Raw genomic sequence first — 23856 nt, 5'->3', positions numbered from 1 at the left:
GGTGATGATGAACCGCTCGCTGCTGATCGCCACCCTCTGCCTCGCCGCACTGGCCGCCACCAGTTCGCTGGCTGGCGACATCGCCACTGCCCGTTCGCAGGTACGCAGCACCGAGTCCACCCCACTGCAACGCAGCCACTCGAGCCGAGCCTCGGACTGGGGGCTGACGGAACAGGAATGGTCACGCTTCGAGGAAATCCAGGCGGGGCCACGAGGTTTCTGGAGCCCGAACCTCGACCCCCTCACCGCGCTGGGAGTCGAAGCGCATAGCGATCAGGAGCGTCGGCGTTACGCGCAATTGCAGGTCAAGCTCGAAGCCCAGCGCGCCGAGCGCGAGTTGGCCTATCAGCACGCCTATGACGCCGCATGGGCCAGGCTGTATCCCGACTTGCTACCGGTCCAGGGCCTGGGCGGCCCAGCCGCTGACAGTACTCCAGGCGCGCGGCGGCTCGCCCTGTTCGTGGAGGAACAATGCCCCGCGTGCACGACAGAAGCCCAACGCCTGCAACGCCAGGAGACTGAATTCGACCTCTACTTGGTCGGCAGTCAGGGCAAGGACGACCGTGTCCGCGCCTGGGCCCGGCAAGCGGGTATCGACCCTACCCGAGTGCAGCGTCGGCAGATTACCCTGAACCATGATCGCGGCCAGTGGCTCGGGCTGGGCGCGCAGGGCCCGCTACCCGCCCTCTTCCAGCAGGTACAGGGACAATGGCAGCGCCTGCAGTGACGGGGCTCGCGCTCCTGCTGGTGATCCTCGCCGCCCGGGCCGAGGTGCCACCGCCGGCCTACCGGTTGGCGGCCCATGCTGCCGGTATTCCTTCCGCGGTGCTGTTCGCGATTGCCCTGCAGGAAAGCGGCATGCGTATCCGCGGCCGGCTTTTACCCTGGCCCTGGACCCTCAATATCGCCGGTAAAGCCCAGCGCTTCGCCACCCGTCGAGCGGCGTGCCGGGCCTTGCTTCGAGCGCTCGCCAAACACGACGCCAAGCGCATCGACAGCGGACTCGGCCAGATCAACTTCGGTTATCACGGTCAGCGCTTTTCCAGCCCCTGCGAGGCACTGGACCCCTACCGCAACCTCACGGTCGCCGCCAGCTTGCTGCGTGAGCAGCATGACGCCACCGGTGACTGGGTAAAGGCCGCCGGCCGCTATCACCGCCCGGCCGGTGGCGCGCCGGCCGCACGCTACCGCGCTGGCTTTGCCCGGCACCTGCAGCAGGTGACGGGTTCCCCGCCCGCTTCGACCAAGGCCCGTTCCCCATGAAAGGCTCGCTACCCGCCTGTGCACTGGCCTTGGCCCTGACCGCTACCGTGCTGGCAGAGCCAGCACAGGGTGCCCCCGTCCAACCTCGGGATTCGTCCCTGATCCAGCAGATGGACACGAGGCCCCGTGCTTCACCAGAGCACCTATCCGCGCTCGGTGGCGAGGCGTGGATGTTGCCGGTCAGCAGCGCCCTGCTGAGCCCGGGAAATATCGCCCCGCGTGCCTTGAACATGCCAGGGCTGCGCCCCTTCTTTCTGCTCGGCGGCGATCCTCGCTCGCTGTCCTGGTTGCGCGAGAACGCCGCTCGACTGCGGGCAATGGGCGCGGTCGGCCTGGCCGTGGAGGTGGCCGACAGCGAAGCCCTGAGCCGAATCCGGGCGACGGCCCCCGACCTGGTCATTGTGCCGGTCAACGGCGACGACATCGCCGCACGCCTACGGATCAGCCACTACCCGGTGCTGGTAACCGCCACCAGGCTGGATCAGTGAGTCCAGGCCATGGCCGAGCATGCGATGGAATCCAAGCTCAGGCCAGCTGTAGAGCTGTACACGGTGGCCATCTGCATCGCCGCCACGCTGCTGTGCCTGCACGCCCCCTGGGCCGTGGCGCTGTCGCCCGAGATTGGCCTGATCGCGGCGCTGGCCTATGCCCTGTTCGGCTGTATTCGTCTGCGCCAGGCCTGGGACGTGTTTCGTTACCGGCGCAATATCCGCCGCCTGCCCCGCTATGAACTCACCAGCCGACAGATTCCCGTCAGCCGCCAGCGCCTGTTCATGGGCCGGGGCTTTCCCTGGACCCGGCTGCATACCCAACGTCTGGTCGAGGCCCAGGATCCCGCCGTCGCGCGCTACATCGATCCGCCCCTGGTCCAGCGCCTGGCACGTGGGCTGGAACGGCACCTGGAGTACGCGCCCTTCCCGCTGTCGACACTGGCACGCTTCACCGCCTGGGACAGTGCGTTCAACCCCGTGCGCCCGCTACCCGCAGTGGGCGGTTCGGCGCTGCTGCACGGGGTCGAGCCCGACGAAATACTAGCGAGCCTGCCGCTCGGCGAGCGCGTCGGGCACACCCTGGTGCTGGGCACCACGCGGGTCGGCAAGACCCGTCTGGCCGAGGTGTATATCACTCAAGACATCCACCGCCGTGAGCATGAGGTGGTCATCGTCTTCGATCCCAAGGGCGACCCTGACCTGCTCAAACGCATGTATGTCGAAGCGCGCCGAGCCGGGCGGGAACAGGAGTTCTACGTGTTTCACCTCGGCTGGCCGGAGATCTCGGCCCGCTACAACGCGGTGGGCCGCGTCGGGCGCATCACCGAAGTGGCGTCGCGCATCGCCGGTCAACTGAGTGGCGAGGGCAACTCGGCGGCCTTCCGGGAGTTTGCCTGGCGCTTCGTCAATATCATCGCCCGTGCCCTGAACGAGCTGGGCCGGCGGCCCGACTACCTGCAGATCCAACGCCATGTGGTGAACATCGACGCCTTGTTCATCGAGTACGCCCAGCAGTTCTTCACCCGCACCGACCCGCAGGCCTGGGAGGTGGTCGTCCAGCTCGAAGGCAAGCTCAACGAGAAGAACACCCCGCGCCACATGCTCGGTCGCGAGAAGCGTGTGGTGGCCATCGAGCAATACTTGGCGGCCAAGCGTGTATTCGACCCGGTGCTGGACGGACTGCGCTCGGCGGTGCGTTACGACCGCACCTATTTCGACAAGATCGTGGCGAGCCTTCTGCCCCTGCTGGAAAAACTCACCACCGGCAAGACCGCGCAGTTGCTGGCACCCGATTACACCAACCTGGCCGATCCTCGGCCGATCTTCGACTGGCTGCAGATCATGCGCAAACGCGGCATCGTCTACGTCGGTCTGGATGCGCTGACCGATGCCGAGGTCGCCGCCGCCGTGGGCAACTCGATGTTCGCCGACCTGGTCTCGGTCGCCGGCCATATCTACAAACACGGTATCGACCACGGTCTGCCCGCTTCCAGCCAAAGCGCCGACAAGGTCCCCATCAACCTGCATGCCGACGAGTTCAACGAGTTGATGGGTGACGAGTTCATTCCGCTGATCAACAAGGGCGGCGGTGCCGGCATCCAGGTCACCGCCTACACCCAGACCCTCAGCGACATCGAAGCGCGGATCGGCAACCGTGCCAAAGCCGGCCAGGTGATCGGTAACTTCAATACCCTGCAAATGCTGCGCGTACGTGAGACCGCCACTGCCGAGTTGCTGACCCGACAGCTGCCGAAGGTCAACGTGCTGACCAGGACGCTGGTGTCGGGCGCCACGGACACCGCCGATCCACACGCCGCCACCGACTTCACCTCCTCCTCGCAGGACCGGGTCAGCGCCACCGGCGTGCCGCTGATCGAGCCAGCCCATATCGTCAGCCTGCCCAAGGGGCAGATGTTCTCCTTCCAGGAAGGCGGGCAGCTGTGGAAAGTCCGCATGCCGCTGCCCAAGCCCTCGCCGGACGACGCCATGCCCAGGGACCTGCAAGAACTCGCGCAGTGCATGCGGGCCAGCTACAACGAACAGGCGGGGCAATGGTGGAAGGCCAGCGGCGGTGGACCCACGCTCGACTTCGATCTGGGGCGGGCGGCATCACCCGGCGCTGTCGCAACGGAGGATTCGTCCACCCGGGAGGCACCGTGACCAGCTCTTCCCGCCAGCACAGTCTGGGCTGAGGCATGGTGAACAGCCCCCCATCACGGCAGCCCCAGCCGATCCAGCGACCCGGGCTGATCGCCTCGGCGTTCGGCCTGGCCCTGCGCATCACCGGCCTGCTGATCGTCTCGCTGCTGTTCTCGATCCTGATGGAATTCGCCGGCCTGCTGCTGTTCTGGGGCGATCAGGGCTGGCGACACAGCCATGCCATGCTGACCAGCGAACTGGGCTGGCTCAGCGAGCACTTCAAATCCTCGCTGATCCTCCAGCAGCCGCCGCAGACAACGACTCGGTTGCTGGAACTACTCAACCACTGGCTGCTGGTGAAGACGGGATTTGCGGAGTTCACTCAACAGGCGCAGGAATCAAGCCGGGGCAACGGCCTCTGGAGCGGGCTCAGCCAGCTCTACCTGAGCATCGAAGATTTCGTCCTGGCGGCGGTGTATATCAGCTTCACCTTTGCCGTACGCCTGACCATCCTGCTCCTGACCACCCCGTTGTTCCTGCTGGCCATGCTCACCGGCTTCGTCGACGGACTGATGCGTCGCGACCTGCGTAAATTCGGCGCCGGACGTGAAAGCAGTTTCGTCTACCACCGCGCCAAGCGTGCGATGGCGCCGTTACTGATCGCGCCATGGATCATTTACCTGTCGTTGCCCTTCTCGCTGCATCCCCTGCTGCTACTGCTTCCCAGCGCGGCACTGCTGGGCATGGCGGTCGCAATCACCGCGGCGACCTTCAAGAAATACCTGTGAACACGACCCTATGCTGATTTTTCCCTACAACGCGTCAGGTCAGCAGGCTCTGCGCCACGTCCATTTGCTCGTGTTCGAAAGCAGGCGCGAAATCCTTCAGTTCCTCCCGGCGCAGCCCGATCGCGGGACTGAGTGCAACGTCCCGCCAGTTCGACACGGCGGCATGCACCTCGGCCAGCGCATGCAGCGCCTCGTCCCGGCTCAGGGAGAAGTAGCTGCTGCGATTCAGCAGCATGGCGAGGTCGGTGATCGGCCCATCCTGCTCCGATAGCCAGGTTTTCGACTCCCGCTCCTTGTCCGGGAAGGGATTGATATCGAAGGCTGGAGCCAACCGCCACAGGCCCTTCCCCACGTGGAGAAAGCCGTGGTTCTGCAGGTGATCGTCGACATTGGTGACCAGCAGGTTGAACAGCATACGCCGCCATAGTTGCCGCACATCCTCCGTTGGCCTATGGCCTGTGGAACGGATGGCGTCAGCGATCTCCGTATAACTGCGATCTTCCTCGCGGGAGGCCTGCAGCAGCGAGGCGGCGGAGAGGTAGGGAATGCGGCCATCGGCGCCATCACGATCGAAGCGGCGGATAATGGCCACCGCAACGCCCTCCAGTTCAACGATACGCGCTGGCGCTGCGTCGATACCGGCGCGCTGCGCCAGGCATAGCGCCAGCACCTCACCTCGGGTCACGCTGCGCGTATCACCCACACTCGGAAATTTGCCGATGGCCAACCAACCATCCTCGTCGACCACCGTGCACTTGGGCCGCATCCCCCCCAGGGACGTGCCCTTGCCTTGCAGATAGCGCAAATCCTCAGTGGTCTCCTGCCCCTGCTCGACCGCGCGACTGGCCTCGTAGATGCGCCGTAACTCCAGCAGCGGCGGTGTGCTGCGCCTCCCCTGCTCAACTGTCCGGCAGAAGTGGCCGGCCTGGTCGCGCAGCCGCAATGCGCCAACCCGGCTGAAATCGTCGACCGCCAGCAGGTAGTCCATCTCGCTCAGCGGCGCGAGCGCCGGGTTGCCGCGGCGCTGCTTGGCATGATCGCGCGCAATAACCCGGCGTCCCCAGGCGTCCGGTGCCGTGTCGGCGATGGCGAAGGGGAAGACCGAGTCAACGGCGGACGGTGCCTTACGTGGCTGATAGCCCGTGACCAGTTCCAGGTCGGGGGAAATTGCGAAGCGGTCCGGGTTCGCTAGCCAGCGCTCGTCGTAGGCGAACGCGGTATTCTCGCGCCGCCCCTGCCTGGCATAGATCAGCCGCCCCACCGACGTACCCGCACGCCCGATGCAGACCTCCACTTCCTGCCTGATCGACTCCTTCATCTTCATAACGCCCCCTTCTCGTCCTTGCTCCGCTTGCTGCGCACACGCTGGGGCAGGCGCTCATCCATCAGGACCAGGCCGATGTCGTCCCGGGCTGAATCGATCAACCCCGCGAGCGCCTCGATCTCGCCGAAAACCTGCAGTGCGCGGGCAATGAAATGGATGGGCACACGCGGATCGCCCTTCTCCATGCGCCGGACCGTGGACAACGACGCGCCCATGCGTTCGGCCAGGGACTGCTGGGAGATATGCCGGCGGCGGCGGGCCAACGCCAAGTCGCTACCGAGCTTGCGAATGGCCCGCTCAGCGGGCAGTGGGAGTGGTAGCTTATCGAGCTGTCCATCCTTATCGGACTGTTTAACCATCTTATGCGCTTCCACAGGAACCATTATATTAAAACTGTCTGACACAAAAATAATAGCTCCCTATGGAGCACTAAAACAATAAAAGAGTTCCTACAAGAATATTAAACCGCATCTGGCGACACTCGAGCCCACTCGTTCGATACCCAGTGGCCATACGATTTCCCGCCTGAACCTGCTGCAAAGAAAACCGATCCGCCCGCCTTCGGTTTTCCTGCTGCCTGGTTCCGCTCACTCTGCCCATGCTGGTGCCAGATTGTTCCGAGGGTCTTCACCATGCGTACCGCTTCTGCCCGCTGCCTTCTGCTCGTCCTCTGCGCAGCGACTGGCACCTCAGTGACGGCCTCCCAAGAGAATACCGAACTCAGCCTGATTGCCCAGCAACTCGACAACATCGAGACCCTCGCCCATCGAGCCAGGTCCTCCAGCATACCCACCGATCGCTACCAGTTTGACTACTCGCGCTTGCATCAAGACCTCCAGCGCATTCGCCAAGGCATCCAGGGCTACCTAGCGCCCTCCCGCGCCCAACCTCGCGATCCCGGTGAGCTGGTCGGCGATTACCGCCTCGACGGCCCCCACCCGGAGGCGGCGCCATGAGCATGTCCGACGCCCAGACCGCAGCCTTCCAGAACGCCTCCGGTTTTACGCCGCAGAGCAGTTCGACCTTGTGGCTTTCCCTGGTGCTGGTCTTGGCCCTGCTCTGGTGTGCCTGGTCGATGTGGACGGCCTATCGGGGCTGGGCTGTGGGCAGCGTACGCTTCGGCGCCTTCGGCGGCAGTGCTGTCCGCGTGCTCCTCGCTTTGCTGATTCTGATGTTCTTCACCCTGTCCTGACCCAGGAGATCGACGCCATGCTCAAGCCCTTTGCTGTTGCGAAAAACAACCTGCAAGATCGCGCCAGCCAGCGCCTGATCGGTCTGTTGTTGATCCTGGGGCCGGGCCTGACCTTTGCCGAGTTGCCCACCATGGAGGCGCCATCGCGCGGTGAGGGATCCGGGTTGATCGAAACCATCCAGAACTACGCCTACGACGGCGGCATTTTGCTCGGCCTGCTCATCGCCCTGCTCGCCTTCCTCGGTGTGGCCTGGCATTCGCTGACCGTTTACGCGGACGTGCAGAACCAGCGCAAGACCTGGAAAGACCTTGGCGCGGTGGTCGGTGTCGGTGCCCTGCTGGTGGTGGTGATCATCTGGTTCCTGACCAAGGCCGCCGAGATCCTGTGAGGTCAGCATGCACGACGCCATCGAACGCCTTGACGACGGCACCCTGACCTTTCTGCCGGAGCGGCTCAATCGCGACCCGGTGGTGCTGCGCGGGCTGACCAGCGACGAGATGTGGATCGCCCTGGGCGTCGGTGCGGTCCTCGGTCTGGTGCTCGGCGTGCCGCTGTCCATCGCCACCACATCCCTTGCCGTGGCGCCGACCGGCATGATCGCCGGCATGGCCATGACGCTGTTTGCCGCGGGCACCCTGCTCCGCCGGGCGAAACGCGCTCGCCCCGAAACCTGGCTGTATCGACAGCTCGAATGGCTGCTGGCCAGTCGCTGGCGTGTGGGACGTGGTGCGCTGATCCTCCACTCGGGCGCCTGGACCGTTCGCCGCTCGCGTCGGCTGCGTCCCGCCCTGGCCCGGTGGCAGTCATGAGCCGCTTTCGTAACAAGGTGGATGCGCAGCAGGCGCATATCCTCAGCCTGCGTCTGGCGATCGTGGTCCTGGCGCTGGCCTGTCTCGGGTTCTGGTACGGCTGGCAATCGGCACCCAGGGAGCTGACGGTGCATGTGCCACCGGATCTGCGCTCAGGCAGCACACGTCTGTGGTGGGACGTGCCCCCCGAAAACATCTATGCCTTCGCCCTGTATATCTTCGGCCAGCTCAACCGCTGGCCCACGGATGGCGAACAGGACTACCGCCGGGCCATCTATGCCCTGCAGTCCTACTTGACCCCTGCCTGTCGGCACTTCCTCGAAGGCGACTACGAATACCGCAAAGCCGCCGGCGAGCTGCGCCAGCGCGTGCGCGGCGTCTATGAAGTGCTGGGCCGCGGCTACAGCGACGACCCCGAACTGCGGGTCAAGCAGCTCGATCAGGACAGCTGGCAGGTCAATCTCGACCTCAACGCCGACGAGTACTTCGCCGCCGAGCCGGTGAAGCGCGTGGTGGTGCGCTATCCACTGCGCGTGGTGCGTTTCGACCTCGACCCCGAGCGCAACAAATGGGGGCTGGCGCTGGACTGCTACCAGGGCACGCCACAGAAACTCAGCCTGCCTGGAGGTAGCGGATGAAACGGAACATCAATATCGGTGCGGCCATTGTCCTGGGGCTGATCAGCGTCTCTATCCACGCGGTCGAGCTGATGCGCTGGGAGCGCCTGCCTCTGCCCGTCGCGCTGGTAATCGGTCATGAGCGCGTGGTGTTCCTCGACGAGGACGTGCGGGTCGGCCTGCCCACCGCACTGGCCGGCAAGCTGCGCGTGCAGTCGACCGGCGCCACCCTGTACCTGCTGGCTTCGGAAGCCATCGCCCCGTCCCGGTTGCAGCTGCAGTCGGTGACGACGGGCCAGATCATCCTGCTGGATATCGCCGCGAGCCCCGGCGAGCGCGCGCTGGAGCCGGTGCGGATCATCCGCGGCGACCCCAGCCAGACTACTGATGAATCACCTGCCAGTGCCCCGAGCGCGACGCCGATTCCTGTCGCGCTGACCCGTTATGCGGCGCAGAGCCTGTACGCACCCCTGCGTACCGTGGAAGCCTTGCCCGGCTTGCGCCGCGTCCCCCTGAGGCTCACAGGCGAGCTGCCAACCCTGCTGCCCACCGAAAACGTCGCCAGCATGCCCATTGCGGCCTGGCAGTTGGGCGACTACTGGGTGACCGCGGTAAAGCTGCGCAATCGCGGCACGAACCGCGTCCTGCTCGATCCGCGCCGGCTGCAGGCCAGGCTGTTCGCCGCCACCTTCCAGCATGCCAACCTGGGATCCGTCGGCAGTGCCGAGGACACCAGCGTCGCCTACCTGGTCACCCGTGATTCCGGGCTGGAACGGGCTGTGCTGCTCGCGCCTGTCAGCACGGGAGATGACGACGATGAAGGCTAACGTGCTGCTCAAATGGCTGGTGCCGGGGGCGTTGCTGGCGGTAGCGTTGATCATCCTGAAAAGCTGGGTCGCCGAGGACAGCACTCGCGCAGGCTCGACCGATCCGCAGCGCCTCGAACTGTCCACCGAACAAGCCAAGTCGCTTGGTATCGCCGGCGACACACCGCGCGATACGGTCGCCACCCTGGTTGGCCAGGTAAAGGCCATGCGCAGCGACATGCTCGGCTTGAAGAAGCACAACGAAACCCTGCAACAGGAAAACACCCGCCTGCGCGAACGGGAAAGCAGCGTCGACCGGCGGATTCAAAACGCCCTCGGTGGCGTGACCCAGCAGGCCGAGAAAGACCGTCGACAGGCCGACGAGGCCCGGCGCAAAGCCGAGGAAGAAAGCCGCCAGGCGCGTGGACTGCTGACACGGCTACAGGAGCAACTCTCCGGCCTGGCCGGCAAGGATCAGGATTTGCCGGTGGGCCTGGGGCTTGAGCCGGGCGATGGCAGTCAGTTCGACGATGGCCCGCTGGGCGACTCGCTCTTGTGGATCGAGCCCCCGGGCAGTCGCCCGACCGGGGAGCGCGACGACGCCAGAACCCCCTCGACCTTGAACCTGCCCGCCAGCTTCACCTCGCTGGGACTGGATGGCGGCGCCATCGACCGCAGCCAGAAGCAGCTGCGGGCGGTGGCCAAGGGCGAACGCGACCTGGCGCGCCCGATCGACCGCCGCGAAGGCGCCAAGCCGGTCTACACCATCCCCGAAAATGCCACCCTGCTGGGCTCGGTCGCGATGACCGCGCTGATCGGGCGGGTGCCGGTGGACGGCACGGTCAACGATCCCTATCCCTTCAAGGTTCTGGTCGGCCCGGAGAACCTGACCGCCAACGGCATCGATCTGCCGGAGGTGGCCGGTGCCGTCATGAGCGGCACGGCGTCGGGCGACTGGACCTTGTCCTGCGTGCGCGGCCAGGTCGAATCGATCACCTTCGTGTTCACCGACGGCACCATCCGCACCGTGCCCGAGCCACGGGCGGTGGTCAGCCGCAATACGGCCAGCGCGCAGAACAGCAACACCGAGAGGATCCGTGGCGGGCTCGGCTACCTCTCCGATCCCTATGGCATTCCCTGCATCGCCGGGGTGCGTCGCTCGAACGCCCAGCAGTACCTCGGCAGTCAGAGCCTGATCACCGCGGCCGGTGCCGGGGTGGCCGCCCTGCTCGGCGACGAGCGCAGCAACAGCAGCGTGGTCAGTTCCGGCGGCAGCACCGTCGGCGTCACCAGCAGCAGCGGCAACAGCGCCCTCAACGCGATCCTCAGCGGCGGCGTCAGCGATATCCGCGCCTGGGTCAACAAGCTCTATGGCGAGGCCTTCGCAGCGGTGTACGTGCCACCGGCCGCCCAGGTGGCACTGCACCTCGACCACGAGATCACCATCGACTACGAGCCCAACGGCCGGAGTGTCCGCCATGAACACACCCACACCACCCTGTCCGATCTGGATTAGCCTGGTCGCCAGCGCCTGCCTGGCGTTGACTGGCTGCTCCACGGACAAGGAAGCGCTGCTGCCCCATGGCGAGCAGAGCATGCTGACTATCTGGAACGGCGCCGGTGCGCCGGGCATCCAGCAGCACCTGCTCGACGCCCGGCGGCAACTGCGCCGCCCGCTGACCTCGGCAGACCTCGCCGCGAACCTGCAGGAACCTTACACCCGCAGCGCGGCGAACGAGATTCGCAGCCTGTTTCCGCGCCTGCCCAATCCCGACCTGGTGATGTATGTCTACCCGCACCTGAGCGGCACAGAGCAGGTGCCGGTTCCAGGCTATTCGACGGTCTTCCCGCTCCATCAACGCGTGCACTACGCGCTGCCCAGCGAGCGCCAGGAAGACCTGTGATGAGTAGCGAAAACCCAACTGGCAATGCCACTAAGTGGAAGCCTTGGCGCAGCCCGCGGCATCCACGCGCCACCCTGGCCGATGAGGCCAAGCTGCATGCCCATGGCCCCAGCCTCATCGACCACCTGCCCTGGGTCGAATACCTCGACGCCGAGCAGTGCTTCCTGCTGGATGACAATCGCTCGGTGGGTGCCCTGTTCGAGCTGACGCCCATCGGCACCGAAGGACGCGAGCCCGATTGGCTGATGAGGGCCCGCGATGCGGTCGAGGATGCCCTGCAGGACAGCTTCGACGAGTTGGAGACGTCCCCCTGGGTCGTGCAGTTCTTCTGCCAGGACGACGGCGACTTCACCCCGTACCTGAACCGGCTGGCCGGCTATATCCGGAATCGCGCACGCGGCAGCGCCTTCACCGAGGCATACCTGGACCTCACCCGCCGCCACCTGAAAGCGGTCGCCAAGCCGGGCGGCCTGTTCGAAGACAAGGTCGTCACCCGCCTGCCGTGGCGCGGCGGCAACCGCCGGGTTCGCCTGGTGCTCTATCGCTGGCTCGGGCCCGATGACGAGGAAAGCGGGCTCCCCCCCATGCAGGCTCTGCGCCAGGCGTGCGAACGTATCGGTTCCGCGCTGCGGGCCTGCGGGGTACAATCACTGCCGGTCGACGGCCGCGGCCTCTACGCCTGGCTGTTGCCCTGGTTCAACCCGGCGCCCATGCTCACCGACGAGACGCCCGAGGCGTTCTACGCCCGCGTGGCCTATCCGGAAACGGCTGACGGCGAGTCGCTGGAACTGCCCTTCGACCACGATTTCGCCGAGCGCCTGTTCTTCAACGAGCCGCGCTCGGATGCGCAGCGCAGGCTCTGGTACTTCGACGGCCAACCCCACCGCGTGATGGTGGTGGACAAACTGCGCCGGCCGCCCTCGATCGGCCAGCTCACCGGAGAAACCAGCAAGGGCGACGCGATCAATGCGTTGTTCGACCAGTTGCCGGAAGGCACGGTGATGAGCCTGACGCTGGTGGTCACCCCCCAGGACGTGCTTGAGGAGCAGCTGAACCGCCTGGCCCGCAAGGCCATCGGCGAGAACCTGGCCTCGACCCAGACCCGCCAGGATGTCGAGCAGGCGCGGGCGATCATCGGCCGCAAGCACAAGCTGTATCGCGGCACCTTGGCGTTCTACCTGCGCGGCCACGACGAGCAGCAGTTGCACCGGCGCTCGATCAGTCTGGCCAATGCCTTGCTCGGCGCGGGCCTGCAGCCGGTACGCGAAGGCGACGAGGTCGCCGCCTGCAACAGCTACCTGCGCTGGCTGCCGATGGTCTACAACCCTCGGCGCGACACCCGCAGTTGGTATACCCGACTGATGTTCGCCCAACACCTGGCCAATCTGGCGCCAGTCTGGGGCCGCAGTACAGGTACCGGGCACCTGGGGCTCACCCTGTTCAACCGCGGCGGTTCTCTTCTCAGTTTCGACCCGCTGTCGCGCCTGGACCGTGCCATGAATGGCCATTTGCTCCTGGTCGGCCCGACCGGCGCGGGCAAGTCGGCCACCCTGGTCACCTTGCTGATGCAGGTCATGGCCGTGTACCGCCCTCGCCTGTTCATCGTCGAAGCCGGAAATTCGTTCGGCCTGCAGGGCGACTACTTCTCGACGCTGGGGCTGTCGGTCAACAAGGTGCAGTTGAAGCCCGGCGCCCCGGTCAGCCTCGCCCCCTATGCCGACGCCGCGCGCCTGATTGAGCAACCGGAGCGGGTTGCCAGCCTCTCGGTCGAGGTGCCGGAGGATGAAGCCGCAGTCGACAGCGCCGAACAGCGCGATATCCTCGGCGAACTGGAAATCACTGCACGCCTGATGATCACCGGCGGTGAGGCCAAGGAAGAGGCCCGCGTCAGCCGCGCCGACCGCAGCTTGATCCGCGAGTGCATCCTCGATGCCGTGTGCACCTGCGTTGCTGCCCGCCGGCAGGTGCTGACCCGCGACATACGCGATGCCCTGCTACGCGTTGCCGCCGATCCAGCCCTACCGGACAGGCGCCGCGAACGTGCCCAGGAAATGGGCGAGTCCATTGATTTGTTCTGCCAGGGCTTCGAGGGCGAACTGTTCGATCGCGAGGGTACGCCCTGGCCGGAAAGCGACGTGACGATCGTCGACCTGGCGACCTATGCGCGCGAAGGCTACGAGGCGCAGCTGTCCATCAGCTACATCAGCCTGATGAACACGGTGAACAACCTCGCCGAACGCGACCAATACCTGGGCCGGCCGATCATCATGGTAACGGACGAAGGCCATATCATCACCAAGCATCCACTGCTGGCGCCGTTCGTGGTCAAGGGTACGAAGATGTGGCGTAAGCTGGGCGCCTGGTTCTGGCTCGCCACGCAGAACCTCGCCGATTTCCCCAATGCCGCGCAGACCATGCTCAACATGATCGAGTGGTGGATCTGCCTGAACATGCCACTTGCCGAAATCGAGGAAATCGCCCGCTTCAAGAAACTTACCCCCGCCCAGAAGGCTCTATTACTCTCCGCCAGCAAAGAGCCGGGGAAATACACCGAAGGGGTGGTGCTGTCGAAGAACATCGAAACGCTGTTCCGCATCGTACCGCCCAGCCTCTACCTCGCCCTGGCCTTGACCGAGCCGGAGGAAAAAGCCGAGCGCTGGAGGCTGATGCAGGCGCACCATTGCTCAGAGCTGGAAGCGGCGTTGCGCATGGCAGAGCGCATCGATAAGACCCGAGGCATCGGACCGGAAGACTGAACGTTTTTCACCGCAAACATACGAAACGGTACAACGAGCGCAGACCACCCCTTGCCTCCACGAACGGCTAACCACTATGCCCCCTGAAGGAAGCGATCCACTTGAGCACCAAGCAGATATCGGAAGCTGAAATGCGCGAGGCATTAGGCCTTAGCCCTTCATCCCCGAAAGAATCAACCCCGAAAGAAAAAGCCAAGCGATCGACGGTTTATACCCTTGTCGAGTTGAGCGTCAGACAGAAAACAGGAGGCCCGGCCTTCAGGTTCGAATACCGTTCCCGCTCGATCAGCACCCTCACCGCTCGGCTTGAAGCCGAGAAAGCCGTGCGGCAGCAAGGGCTGGAAGTCTGGGCCGTATTGGATATTCACCAGACCTCTGAATAAAGCCTGGCTATAATCCGCTCCTCTCAGACGCCAGAAGGAACCGCCCATGAACAAAGCTGAACTGATTGAAGCCATCGCCGCCTCGACTGACCTGCCCAAGGCCACTGCTGGCCGCGCCCTGGATGCCATCACCGGCGCCATCTCTTCTGCCCTGCAAAATGGCGAAAGCGTCAGCCTCGTGGGTTTCGGCACCTTCGCGGTGAAGGCCCGCGCTGCACGAGATGGACGCAACCCGCAAACCGGCGCCACGATCAAGATCGCAGCGGCCAAGCTGCCCGGCTTCAAAGCCGGCAAGACGCTGAAAGATGCGGTGAACTGAGCGCGTCGCAGAACGACAAAAGGGCCTGAATTCAGGCCCTTTTTGCATGTGCGCAAGCCGCTCAGGCGTGACTCATGTGCCGCTCTAGCAACTCTCGGCGTTGCTTGGCCTCGACGGACAAGGCCGTGGTGGGGCTCAGCAACAGCCGCTGCAGGCCGATCGGTTCGCCGGTCTCGTCACACCAGCCATAACTGCCATCGTCAATCCGCGCCAAGGCCTGCTGGAATGCAGGAAGCATCCGGCGGTCGCGATCGATCAGGTGCAGCAGCGTCATGCGCTCCTCTTCGATAGAGGCGACATCCGCCACATCGGTTGTTGTTTTTCGTTGCATTCGTCCAACTGGGCGAGCAGCAGCGCCTTGAAAAAAGCCAACTGGGCCTCGTTCATGTAGTCGGACTCAGGGGCCGAAAGTAGTTCGTCTCGTGTCATGCCATGCATCCTCTTCACCCATCTGCTCCGCGTTCTGGATAGCTGAGCCCATGCTCATCTCGCCGCTCCAGCGCCTTGTGGGCCAATTATCCTACATTGATCGTCATCGGAGCCAACCAGAATGGCAAAGCACCCAGCCACGGCTACCGACCTTTATCCTTCCCCAAGCCTGATTGATAGCGGAACAACAACATCGATTCGCCTTGGCGAGAGGCTCAACCGGACAGTGATAGTGCACGGCACAAACTGCTATCAATATCTGCTAGCATTCACTCCATGAAGAGCCGACACCGCAAAACCCTCGAAGCCATCTTCCGCACGCCGACCAGTGCTGCAGTGGTGTTCTCCGACATCGAAGTCCTGGTTATTCACTTGGGCGGTCAGGTGCTGGAGCGTGAAGGGTCACGGGTCAGGCTCGTACTGGGAGACGTGCAATGGCGCTGCCATCGACCGCACCCTGGGAAAGAAGCGAAGAAGTACCAAGTAGAAGAGGCCCGCGAGTTCTTGCAGCGGGCAGGAGTTGAACCATGAACAGCATGAGTTACAAGGGCTACACGGCCCGTATCGAGTTTGATGAGCGTGACGATATCTTCGTCGGCCGAGTGCTGGGCGTACGGGACATCATCAGCTTCCATGCCGACTCGGTAGCTGAGTTGCGCGCCGAGTTCCACTTGGCGGTGGATGACTACCTGGCCGATTGTGCCGAGCGCGAGGTCAGCCCGGAAAAGCCGGCGTCCGGCAAGGTGATGCTGCGCATTCGCCCTGAAGTGCACGCTGCCGCCACCATCGCCGCTCAGGCGGCCGGCAAAAGCCTGAACCAATGGGCGGACGAGGTGTTCGAGCGTGCGGCGCATAGCTGATGCAATTGCCCCCACTGGTCTGCTGAATCAAAGGGTGGCTCACATTACTTCGGACAGGACGACTTCGCTTTCTGGCTGCCCTTAGAAGCAGCCTTTTCCCGCCTGCTAAGCCATTCCCCTGGCGTCACTGAAAATCCCGACTCCGCACATCCAGTCCAACCAACAGCGGCGTCAGGTCGCTCAGACGCCCCGCGATCAGATGACGCACGCCGTCCTTGGACTCCAGATGGCCATCCACCCGGAGCAATTGCGAACCGAGCAATACCCGCCGCTGACGCTCGGCGAGGTCGTGCCAAACCACCACATTGACCATACCGTACTCGTCCTCCAGGGTGACGATGATCACCCGCAGGAAGCAAGGCCGTCTCTGCCTCCTCCTAAACCGACATCCCCACATCCACTTTTCTCTAGGACAGCCATCACCGCCCGGTTAGATCCTGCTTCCAAGTCACCTTCGACCGTTCTGGAGCCTGGATCATGTTCGAACGCCTGCGCTTCTTGCACCGGCCCGCCACTCTGCCGAGCGGGCAAACCTGCAACGCCGCTGCGCGGGTCGTTATCGGCCGGTATCTCGACGTGCAGAGGGCGCGTGATCGGATCGCTCAGCAGCGGGAGCGCCGGCCATGATCGGCCACGCGACACTGCGCCCTTTGGCCCTGGCCATCCTGCTGGCGTCCGGTCCGAGCGTGGCGCTGGATACCGGCAGCATCGCCGCCTCTGTGCTGTCGCAGAGCTGCCTCGGGTACAGGGTCGTCGGCCTCTGCTTCTGGCTGCACTGCACCGCCTCCGGCTGCTCGGTACGCACCTCGACCAAGGTGCGGCATTTCATCCCCGAACTGGTGGTGTCGAGCTACACCACCACGGGCAACAACCCCTGGTCTGAAATGGCACCGCTCTCCTCGCCCATCATCGGTGCGGAAGGCGGCGGCAACCTGATCACACCGAACACGCGACGCGACAACCTGCCCCGCTTCAAGAACGTCGACGGCATTGGTCATCCCGGCGGCTGGGCGGCGACGCAACTGGCCGCACAATCCGGCTATGCCTGCGCCAGCGGCGCGACCGCATTTATGCCCTATTACCTGAGCACCCTGGACACCGTGGCCTGGCGCCATGGCATTCCGGAGAGCGTTTATCCCGAAGCGGTAACACCAGGACTGCGAGAGATCGGCAGCCAGGCCGCAAGGAACATGTGGGGCAACCTCTACCCCCGGCAGGGCTTTCTGGTCCAATCCGACGACTTCAAAGCCGCCGCGGTGATGGCGCAACGGGCCGGTGACGTCATCACCCGCAACGGCCAGCCGCATGTCTATTGGCCGCTCACCCCTGCGCCACGCGACGGCTACTGGCCGCCTGGACCTATCGTCGAAAACGATGGTTCGACCCACAAGTGGCAATTGCTCCACCCCCAACGCCAGAACACCTGCGCGATCTTCCCGAGCAATACGGTACAGAGCGCGGATGGCGGCTACACCTGGTCGCTGTGGCGCCCCTACAGCTGCTGCAAACGCGAGGGCCAGACCTTCCTGTTCAGCCTCGACTTCGCAGGCGACGCCTCATGAATCGGTCGCCTGCACGGCTTCGTTTTGGCCTGGTGTTTTTCATGGCCTGTGCGCTGCTGAACGCGACGCTAGACGTCAGTGCTGCCGAGCAGGATTATCGGCTGGGGAGCCAGGGCGAAGTGCTCGACGACCGGGTGATGTACAGCATCGGCGGCGGCTCGGCGGTGGGCTCGCCCAGCTCGCTCTACCGTCCCAGCGGTATCGGTGCAGGCCTGTCCTGGCGCGCCAACATGATGTGCGGAAACATGGACCTCGCCACCACCCTGCAGAACCAGTTGAACGGGGCCACCGACGGTTTCCAGCGGATCATGGGTGAGATCGTGCAGAACGCCACCCAGGCAGTCATGTCGCTGCCCGCCCTGATCATCCAGCGCGCCAACCCCGGCCTGTACGAGCTGCTAAGCAATGGCGTGATGCAAGGGCGCATCGACTTCGACCGTTCCAAACGCACCTGCCAGGCCATGGCCGAGAAGATGGCGGACAAGGTCGGCCAAGCCGGCTGGGGCGCCCTGTCCAAGCAGCAGGAAATGCAGGGCAATCTCGAGCAATCCGGCGGCGATGCGGTCACGGCGGTGAAGAACACCGAGGCCAATAACGGCAACAACGGGGTGTCCTGGGTTGGCGACCAGAAAGCCGGCGGGGACGGTCAGGTGCCGATCCGGGTGACGTCCGACCTGGTACGCGCGGGCTACAACCTGCTGCACAATCGATCGGTAGATAACCACGCCGTGATTGACGCCAGCGGTTGCCAAGGCGGCGCCATTTGCCGCGCTTGGGCCTCGCCCCAAGAAGCGTCCGAATGGGCCGTCCGGGTGCTGGGCGAGACCGAGGTGGCGACCTGCGACAGCTGCGAAACCCTGCGGGCGACTGCCGGGAGCGGGCTGACGCCACTGATCCAGGAAACCTACAGCGACCATCTGAAGGCGCTGCAGGATCTGCTATCGGGCGCGGCACCACCGACCGCAGAGAACCTGGGCAAGGCCTCCAGTTCCATGCTGCCGGTAACGCGCGGGGTGATCGAAGCGCTGCGTGACGACCCCGACCAGGATCTGCTGGCGCGCCGGCTGGCCAGTGAGACGGCCCTGTCCAGCGTGCTCGACAAGGCGCTCCTGCTGCTGCGTACCCTGCTGGCGGGCAACCATGAACCCAATGTCGCCTCCGCCGAGCCGGCACAGACCGCCCTGGCAAAAAACATCAACGCCCTGGAGCGCGAAATCCGTTTGCTGCAAACCGAGCTACAAGTACGCCAGATGTTGGCCACCAACACCGCCAGCCTGGCGCTCGACCGGCATGCTGGCGGGGCCGAGGCCTCCCGTACAGTCGAACAAGGCGACCCCGAACCCGGCCGCCTCAACGACGCCGACGCCCGGCAAGAGTGAGCCCATGCAACGCTCTCTGGCCTCCACACTGCTCTCGGGACTGGGGATTGCCGCGCTGATGATCCTGACGGCGGTTATCACCCTGCGGGTCGGCAGCGCGCTACTGGGTAGCGTCGAGGCCTGGCAGCAGGCATTCGAGTCCGCCCGTCCCTATCTACGGTTGTGGCGCGCCCTGCTCTACAGCGTCCTCTTCGCGCTCTGGCTGGATCTGCTGCGCCACTACCGAGGTAGGCCCCATACCTTGCTGCGGGTGAAGCGCATCGGGATCATGGGCCTCGTGCTCGTCACCTGCGCCGAACTCACCCCTTTGTGAGGCCGCCCCATGCTCATGAGCACCAACAGCTACCTGGAGTTCTACCTCTCTCTGCTGGCCTGGATCATCAACAACGGCATCTGGAACATCCTGTCCGATACCGGCCTGTTCGCCGCGCCCTTTGGTGCGATCATCCTGCAGGAATGGTTGTCGGCTCGTCAACAAGGGGCGGACGAAGGCAACAAGGGACTGCTCTCGGTGCCGCGAATCGAGAACCGGCTGTGGCTGGCCTATATCGTGGTGCTGTTCGGCTGCATGCCGATCTTCCCGCTGAACCTGGCGTCGATGGCCCTTGATGATGTGGCCAGCCAACGCTGTGGAATCAGTGTGACCACGCCGGCGGAAACAGCCTGGGCGGCCACCTTCAACACCATCGGCGAGCAGTCCGCCAATGTGCCGGTCTGGTGGTTCCTGGTGCATGCCTTGAGCAAGGGCGTGACGGCGGCCGCGACCGCGGCAATTCCCTGCGCGCCGGATATCCGGCAGATGCGCATGGAGATAGACAGCTCGCGCATCGATAGCCAGGTGCTACTGCAAGAGGTCGCCGACTTCACCCGTGACTGCTACGGCTACTCCCGCTCGCGACTGTTCACCAACCGCCCGGTGCTGGCCAAGGCGCAGAGCCACGACACCTCCTGGATCGGCTCGCGCTATTTCCTCGATACACCCGGCTACTACGATACGGATCGTTCACGCACGCCACGGGTGAGCTGGCCTTACGACGAAAGCCGCGATGTCTCCCTGCCGCGACTCGACAATGGCGCGGGTTATCCGACCTGCCGGCAGTGGTGGAGCGACAGCGGAGTCGGATTGCGCGAGCGTTTGCTTCAGCAGCTCGATTCATCGTTGCTGACTCGCCTGCGCGACTGGCTGACCGGCCGCTCCGCCAGCGAGATCGAGGATGCGACGCTGCGCGAACTGGTCAGCCCCCGTCAGCAGTCGATGACCATGGCGCCAGGGCAGATCTACCAAGACTACGGCTCCAGCGCCCGCGGCAGCTCAATCATGCACGGGCTCAACAACCTGGCGACCAACACCGGCCTGGCGCTGGGCACCCTCAGCAACTTTCCCGCCCTCAATGCCCTGCGTACGGCGCTACCGATGGTGCAGGCCTTCTTGATCATGGGCGTGATCATCAGCCTGCCGCTGATCCTGCTGGTCAGCACCTACCAGTTGAAGACCGTCATGACCCTGACCTTCGCCCTGTTCACCCTGCACTCGCTGACGTTCTGGTGGGAGCTGGCGCGCTGGGTGGACTCGAGCATGCTCGATACCCTGTACCACCAGGTGACGACTTCCGATCGTCTTCTCCTCACCCTGCCTACGGCCGGCTTTTCGGATGGAACGGTGACGGCACAGGTGATCGAGTATGTGATGGGCACAATGTTTATCGTGCTGCCGATGCTGTTTCTGGCGGCAATGAGTTGGGCGGGATATAGCGTTGGGGCTGGCGTAGAGGGGATGCTCAGCAGGGGAACTCACTCTGCACAGATAGCCAGCTCAAGGGGGACATCCCAACTTACAAGTGGTGCCCAAAAAACGGGATCGAAATAGCTCATCGAGCTACTTGAGAGAACCCCACTTGTCATAAAACTCAGGCCAATAACTCCTGTGCATCGGATGATACAGATCATCGACATTCGGTATATCCGAAGCACCTCGCAGAGGTTGAGTCGCCGCAAACGCAATTAGCATACATACGGATATGAGTAACCAGAAGCTGATGAAGAACAACACACCCAGCAAGGCCAGCTTGCCGATCAGAAAGCCGCCACGCACAAGCGGCTTTCCAACGGGCACGCCAACAGCCGCCACACGTTCAGCAAAGCGTGATTCGAACGCGTTTATCCGCCGATAACTGCGCTTCAATGCCATGCCGCACGCATACGCCCAGCGATTCGCGCGGAAGGCTGTTGCGGAACGAGTGACAGCCATGAATCAACCTCTGGATTAGCGTTGCAACGGTTATGTTCTAGCACAGGCTGGCCAGTGTTTATTAAGACTGGCCAAGCCGTTCATCAGTTCATAGCGGCACTTTGCCGTCCCATCAGCCTGCTCTGGAACACAGCGGAAAAGCTCGAAAACCCATAGTGTTCCCTCCGCTTGACGCCCTCCTATAGCCCCATTAATTAGTCAGTAGGGAACGCTGTCGCAGACAGCACCTGTCCAGGTAGCCGGAACCTTCGAGGCTACGCCACATCCGTGGTGGTTCTTCCCAAGTGCGATCAGCGTTCGGTGGCTCGCACGGTCATCGCTTCGGTGGTGATGAACGCCCACTACTCCAGCATCGGCGCACTCGGGCTTCGCTCGCAACGCCCCTTCCAATTTTTCATTCATCCCTGCGGGAAACACCGTCCCGCAGAGGACAGGTTTTTTCGCGTCTCGATATGGAGGTTGGCCATGTCCAATCAATTACCCCCACCACTGCTCTGCATGAGACTGCCGGTTGTGTTCACCGCGGCAGCCTGGCGGGGCGCTGTATTGCTCAACCCCGCCGTCGACTCGGCACAAGCGCTGGAGGATCGTCTGCGTTACGTGCTGCGTGCAGCCTTCGAAGCCATCCTGGGCTATCCACGCGATCCGCATGTAGATTTCGAGATGATCCAGACTGCTCCGAAGGGGCATCCGCAAGATTGCCAGTGGCTGCAACTGCACGTCAGCCTGGTTCAAGAACCGGAGCAACCTGTCGCCCTGCTGATTTCCCTACCACGGGAGCATCAGGACTAGACATCTAGCCGGAGCCACCAGGGCTCATCCCTGCATCCGGCCAACATACACATTCAACACACCACCCAGCGGGGAACCCTCCCCCGCTGGGCTGGCGTTCCTCGCGTCCTTCACGAGGAGAACGCCATGTACGACATCTACCAAGACGTCACCGACAAGATCATTGCGGCCCTGGATCAAGGGGTCGTGCCCTGGATCAAACCCTGGTCCTCAACCGGATCTTCGGGCTCCAGCGCCCAGCCCTACCCCATCAATGCAATCAGTTGCCGCCCATACTCCGGCATCAACCTGCCACTACTCTGGGCCGCAGCCAGGATGCAGGGGTTCAGCCAGGATCGCTGGCTCACGTTCAATCAGGCCAAGAAAGCCGGCGGACACATCCGCAAAGGCGAACGCAGCACCTTGGCAGTTCTCTACAAACCGATGGAGCGTGAAGAAAAGGATGAGTCAGGCCACCTGGTCCTCGACGAGAACGGCAATGCCAAGGTCGTGCACTTCGCCATCCTGCGGACGCACTTTCTGTTCAATATCGAGCAGACCGAAGGCGTCGAATCGTTCAGTGACGCACCGACCGCAGCAGACTCAGGGCTACCCTTCCAGGCCAATGCCGGTGCGGAACACCTGCTGCTGAGTTCGGGCGCCAGAATCGTGCACAAGCCTGCCGATATGGCCTTCTACCATCCGATTCGGGACTTCATCCAACTGCCGACCAAAGCGCAGTTCCACGATGAATGCGGCTACTACGCAACCGCCTTGCACGAATTGACCCACTGGACCGGGCATCATTCACGATTGCAGCGCGACGGGATAATCTCGCCCTCCTCGTTCGGCTCGCCCGGCTATGCCTTCGAGGAACTGGTCGCGGAAATGGGCGCCGCGTTCTTGTGCGCCCAGACCGGCATTCAGGGGGAATTGCGGCACGAGAATTATCTCGACTTCTGGTTGGGCCTGCTCAAGGCGGATAAACGCGCGATCTTCCGGGCCAGCGGCCAAGCCAGGGAAGCCTCGGAGTATGTACTCGGTTTGGCCCGGGTATTGGCCGAAGTCACGGATGATCAGGCCAGCACCGACGACAAGGATGCGGCTCTTGTCATGGCCATGTAACAGGCGACTTAGCAAGGCCCGGCGAAAGCTGGGCCTTGTTCATTGTGTGCAATTACACTGACTTGACTACCCGGATGCATTCCTTTTGACCCGGCATTTGCATCCGTATCGACCATGCCGCGTGCGTGCCGCATGGTCGATGTACGCCGAGGTGACGGCTGGCTGCACACGACCCGAAGCTAATGGTGACCATCGGCAGAGGGGGTCGGTCAAACTCAGCCATTCGTGGCAGGCAGAAAGCGGCCCAGACTGTGTAAAAACGTTGGCATCGACCTTGCTATGATTTGATGGATTCGAAATTAGTGGGGGACGCCAATGAAGCGTTTTATCCAGGGAGAGTACCGAGGGCAAAGCACACTGCTTCCCGAGAGCTTGGATGACTACGTGTCGGACACGAACCCGGTGCGGGTGGTCGATGTTTTCGTCGATGAACTCGACCTTGGCCAACTGGGTTTCGAGGGTGTCGTCCCAGCGGAAACCGGCAGGCCGGCCTACCATCCTGCCGACCTGCTGAAGATCTACATCTACGGTTACCTCAATCGCATCCAGTCCAGTCGCCGTCTCGAACGCGAGGCTCAGCGCAACGTTGAGTTGATGTGGCTGACCGGACGGTTGATGCCGGACTTCAAGACCATCGCCAGTTTCCGCAAGGATAACGGCAAGGCAATCCGCGGCGTCTGTCGGCAGTTC

Annotated in this window: 29 protein-coding genes and 2 pseudogenes; 26 read left to right on the top strand and 5 right to left on the bottom strand. The window is 63.6% G+C overall.

The window, feature by feature from the left end:
* The first annotated feature begins 7 nt into the window (after positions 1-7).
* The 5 genes from BM315_RS21330 to BM315_RS21310 are packed head-to-tail and all read left to right on the top strand — an operon-like array spanning position 8 to position 4681.
* On the top strand, positions 8-727 hold the full coding sequence (locus tag BM315_RS21330) for a TIGR03759 family integrating conjugative element protein (protein ID WP_090505347.1): 720 nt from the start codon (positions 8-10) through the stop codon (positions 725-727).
* A complete protein-coding gene (locus BM315_RS21325; protein ID WP_090505345.1) occupies positions 709-1263 on the top strand; it encodes a lysozyme family protein in 555 nt (184 codons plus the stop codon). Before BM315_RS21330 ends, BM315_RS21325 begins: the two co-directional genes overlap by 19 nt.
* Positions 1260-1751, top strand: coding sequence for an integrating conjugative element protein (locus BM315_RS21320; RefSeq protein ID WP_090505343.1), 492 nt, complete (start codon positions 1260-1262; stop codon positions 1749-1751). The genes BM315_RS21325 and BM315_RS21320 overlap by 4 nt, the downstream gene beginning before the upstream one ends.
* Before the next feature lie 9 nt (positions 1752-1760).
* Positions 1761-3914 (top strand): type IV conjugative transfer system coupling protein TraD, encoded by a 2154-nt coding sequence (gene traD / locus BM315_RS21315; RefSeq protein ID WP_090505341.1) that lies wholly within the window; start codon positions 1761-1763, stop codon positions 3912-3914.
* Positions 3915-3949: 35 nt separating this feature from the next.
* On the top strand, positions 3950-4681 hold the full coding sequence (locus BM315_RS21310) for a TIGR03747 family integrating conjugative element membrane protein (RefSeq protein WP_090505339.1): 732 nt from the start codon (positions 3950-3952) through the stop codon (positions 4679-4681).
* Positions 4682-4715: 34 nt separating this feature from the next.
* Here the strand turns inward: BM315_RS21310 and BM315_RS21305 are convergent, their stop codons facing one another.
* Both BM315_RS21305 and BM315_RS21300 read right to left on the bottom strand, forming a co-directional pair.
* Positions 4716-6005, bottom strand: coding sequence for a type II toxin-antitoxin system HipA family toxin (locus BM315_RS21305; RefSeq protein WP_090505337.1), 1290 nt, complete (start codon positions 6003-6005; stop codon positions 4716-4718).
* Positions 6002-6364 carry a helix-turn-helix domain-containing protein gene (locus BM315_RS21300; protein WP_090505370.1) on the bottom strand — a complete coding sequence of 121 codons (363 nt, stop codon included), beginning with the start codon at positions 6362-6364 and terminating at the stop codon, positions 6002-6004. Before BM315_RS21300 ends, BM315_RS21305 begins: the two co-directional genes overlap by 4 nt.
* A gap of 273 nt (positions 6365-6637) precedes the next feature.
* On the opposite strand from BM315_RS21300, the gene BM315_RS21295 reads away from it, so the two are divergent.
* From BM315_RS21295 to BM315_RS21245, 11 genes are all read left to right on the top strand, one after another.
* Positions 6638-6961 carry an integrative conjugative element protein, RAQPRD family gene (locus tag BM315_RS21295; RefSeq protein ID WP_090505335.1) on the top strand — a complete coding sequence of 108 codons (324 nt, stop codon included), beginning with the start codon at positions 6638-6640 and terminating at the stop codon, positions 6959-6961.
* Positions 6958-7197, top strand: a complete 240-nt coding sequence (locus tag BM315_RS21290) for a TIGR03758 family integrating conjugative element protein (protein ID WP_090505332.1) — start codon at positions 6958-6960, stop codon at positions 7195-7197. Before BM315_RS21295 ends, BM315_RS21290 begins: the two co-directional genes overlap by 4 nt.
* A gap of 17 nt (positions 7198-7214) precedes the next feature.
* On the top strand, positions 7215-7586 hold the full coding sequence (locus tag BM315_RS21285; RefSeq protein WP_090505331.1) for a TIGR03745 family integrating conjugative element membrane protein: 372 nt from the start codon (positions 7215-7217) through the stop codon (positions 7584-7586).
* Positions 7587-7593: 7 nt separating this feature from the next.
* Positions 7594-8007 (top strand): TIGR03750 family conjugal transfer protein, encoded by a 414-nt coding sequence (locus BM315_RS21280; protein ID WP_090505328.1) that lies wholly within the window; start codon positions 7594-7596, stop codon positions 8005-8007.
* Positions 8004-8645, top strand: a complete 642-nt coding sequence (locus tag BM315_RS21275) for a PFL_4703 family integrating conjugative element protein (protein ID WP_090505327.1) — start codon at positions 8004-8006, stop codon at positions 8643-8645. The genes BM315_RS21280 and BM315_RS21275 overlap by 4 nt, the downstream gene beginning before the upstream one ends.
* The gene (locus BM315_RS21270; RefSeq protein WP_090505325.1) at positions 8642-9451 is read left to right on the top strand and encodes a TIGR03749 family integrating conjugative element protein; all 810 of its coding nucleotides are present in this window, start codon (positions 8642-8644) and stop codon (positions 9449-9451) included. The genes BM315_RS21275 and BM315_RS21270 overlap by 4 nt, the downstream gene beginning before the upstream one ends.
* Positions 9441-10946, top strand: a complete 1506-nt coding sequence (locus BM315_RS21265) for a TIGR03752 family integrating conjugative element protein (RefSeq protein WP_090505323.1) — start codon at positions 9441-9443, stop codon at positions 10944-10946. Before BM315_RS21270 ends, BM315_RS21265 begins: the two co-directional genes overlap by 11 nt.
* The gene (locus BM315_RS21260; protein WP_090505320.1) at positions 10909-11334 is read left to right on the top strand and encodes a TIGR03751 family conjugal transfer lipoprotein; all 426 of its coding nucleotides are present in this window, start codon (positions 10909-10911) and stop codon (positions 11332-11334) included. Before BM315_RS21265 ends, BM315_RS21260 begins: the two co-directional genes overlap by 38 nt.
* On the top strand, positions 11334-14090 hold the full coding sequence (locus tag BM315_RS21255; RefSeq protein ID WP_090505318.1) for a conjugative transfer ATPase: 2757 nt from the start codon (positions 11334-11336) through the stop codon (positions 14088-14090). Before BM315_RS21260 ends, BM315_RS21255 begins: the two co-directional genes overlap by 1 nt.
* 101 nt (positions 14091-14191) lie before the next feature.
* Complete coding sequence (locus BM315_RS21250; protein WP_244527350.1) at positions 14192-14473, top strand: hypothetical protein; 282 nt, start codon at positions 14192-14194, stop codon at positions 14471-14473.
* A gap of 46 nt (positions 14474-14519) precedes the next feature.
* Complete coding sequence (locus tag BM315_RS21245; protein WP_090505316.1) at positions 14520-14792, top strand: HU family DNA-binding protein; 273 nt, start codon at positions 14520-14522, stop codon at positions 14790-14792.
* Positions 14793-14853: 61 nt separating this feature from the next.
* Here the strand turns inward: BM315_RS21245 and BM315_RS21240 are convergent.
* A pseudogene (locus tag BM315_RS21240) lies at positions 14854-15221 on the bottom strand (TraR/DksA family transcriptional regulator).
* A 276-nt stretch (positions 15222-15497) separates the two neighbouring features.
* Between BM315_RS21240 and BM315_RS21235 the strand changes: the two are divergent.
* The gene (locus BM315_RS21235; protein WP_090505314.1) at positions 15498-15752 is read left to right on the top strand and encodes a type II toxin-antitoxin system HicA family toxin; all 255 of its coding nucleotides are present in this window, start codon (positions 15498-15500) and stop codon (positions 15750-15752) included.
* Positions 15749-16081, top strand: coding sequence for a type II toxin-antitoxin system HicB family antitoxin (locus BM315_RS21230; RefSeq protein ID WP_090505312.1), 333 nt, complete (start codon positions 15749-15751; stop codon positions 16079-16081). Before BM315_RS21235 ends, BM315_RS21230 begins: the two co-directional genes overlap by 4 nt.
* A gap of 124 nt (positions 16082-16205) precedes the next feature.
* Here the strand turns inward: BM315_RS21230 and BM315_RS21225 are convergent.
* Positions 16206-16418 (bottom strand): annotated as a pseudogene (locus tag BM315_RS21225) (hypothetical protein); the annotation flags it as partial.
* Positions 16419-16558: 140 nt separating this feature from the next.
* Here BM315_RS21225 and BM315_RS24740 point away from each other — a divergent pair.
* From BM315_RS24740 to BM315_RS21205, 5 genes are read left to right on the top strand one after another with little or no spacing between them, the layout of a single operon-like run.
* Complete coding sequence (locus BM315_RS24740; protein WP_170862280.1) at positions 16559-16708, top strand: hypothetical protein; 150 nt, start codon at positions 16559-16561, stop codon at positions 16706-16708.
* On the top strand, positions 16705-17643 hold the full coding sequence (locus BM315_RS21220; protein WP_090505309.1) for a TIGR03756 family integrating conjugative element protein: 939 nt from the start codon (positions 16705-16707) through the stop codon (positions 17641-17643). The genes BM315_RS24740 and BM315_RS21220 overlap by 4 nt, the downstream gene beginning before the upstream one ends.
* A complete protein-coding gene (locus BM315_RS21215; protein ID WP_090505307.1) occupies positions 17640-19022 on the top strand; it encodes an integrating conjugative element protein in 1383 nt (460 codons plus the stop codon). Before BM315_RS21220 ends, BM315_RS21215 begins: the two co-directional genes overlap by 4 nt.
* Positions 19023-19026: 4 nt before the next feature.
* Positions 19027-19335 (top strand): hypothetical protein, encoded by a 309-nt coding sequence (locus BM315_RS21210; RefSeq protein WP_090505305.1) that lies wholly within the window; start codon positions 19027-19029, stop codon positions 19333-19335.
* A 9-nt stretch (positions 19336-19344) separates the two neighbouring features.
* Positions 19345-20889 (top strand): conjugal transfer protein TraG N-terminal domain-containing protein, encoded by a 1545-nt coding sequence (locus BM315_RS21205; protein WP_090505303.1) that lies wholly within the window; start codon positions 19345-19347, stop codon positions 20887-20889.
* Between the two features lie 9 nt (positions 20890-20898).
* Here the strand turns inward: BM315_RS21205 and BM315_RS21200 are convergent, their stop codons facing one another.
* The gene (locus BM315_RS21200; RefSeq protein ID WP_090505301.1) at positions 20899-21270 is read right to left on the bottom strand and encodes a DUF3742 family protein; all 372 of its coding nucleotides are present in this window, start codon (positions 21268-21270) and stop codon (positions 20899-20901) included.
* 465 nt (positions 21271-21735) lie between these two features.
* On the opposite strand from BM315_RS21200, the gene BM315_RS21195 reads away from it, so the two are divergent.
* The 3 genes from BM315_RS21195 to BM315_RS21185 form a co-directional block, all read left to right on the top strand.
* Entirely contained in the window at positions 21736-22062 is a 327-nt protein-coding gene (locus tag BM315_RS21195; protein ID WP_090505298.1) for a hypothetical protein, read from the top strand.
* A gap of 126 nt (positions 22063-22188) precedes the next feature.
* On the top strand, positions 22189-23166 hold the full coding sequence (locus BM315_RS21190) for an ArdC family protein (protein WP_090505296.1): 978 nt from the start codon (positions 22189-22191) through the stop codon (positions 23164-23166).
* A 315-nt stretch (positions 23167-23481) separates the two neighbouring features.
* Positions 23482-23856, top strand: a 375-nt coding sequence (locus tag BM315_RS21185) for a transposase (protein ID WP_141123993.1), incomplete at its 3' end; no start/stop codon positions are given.

This window comes from Pseudomonas borbori, assembly GCF_900115555.1.
Taxonomy (GTDB): domain Bacteria; phylum Pseudomonadota; class Gammaproteobacteria; order Pseudomonadales; family Pseudomonadaceae; genus Aquipseudomonas; species Aquipseudomonas borbori.
The sequence above is the reverse complement of the archived record's forward strand: the minus strand, read 5'-3'. Positions and strand labels throughout refer to the sequence as shown.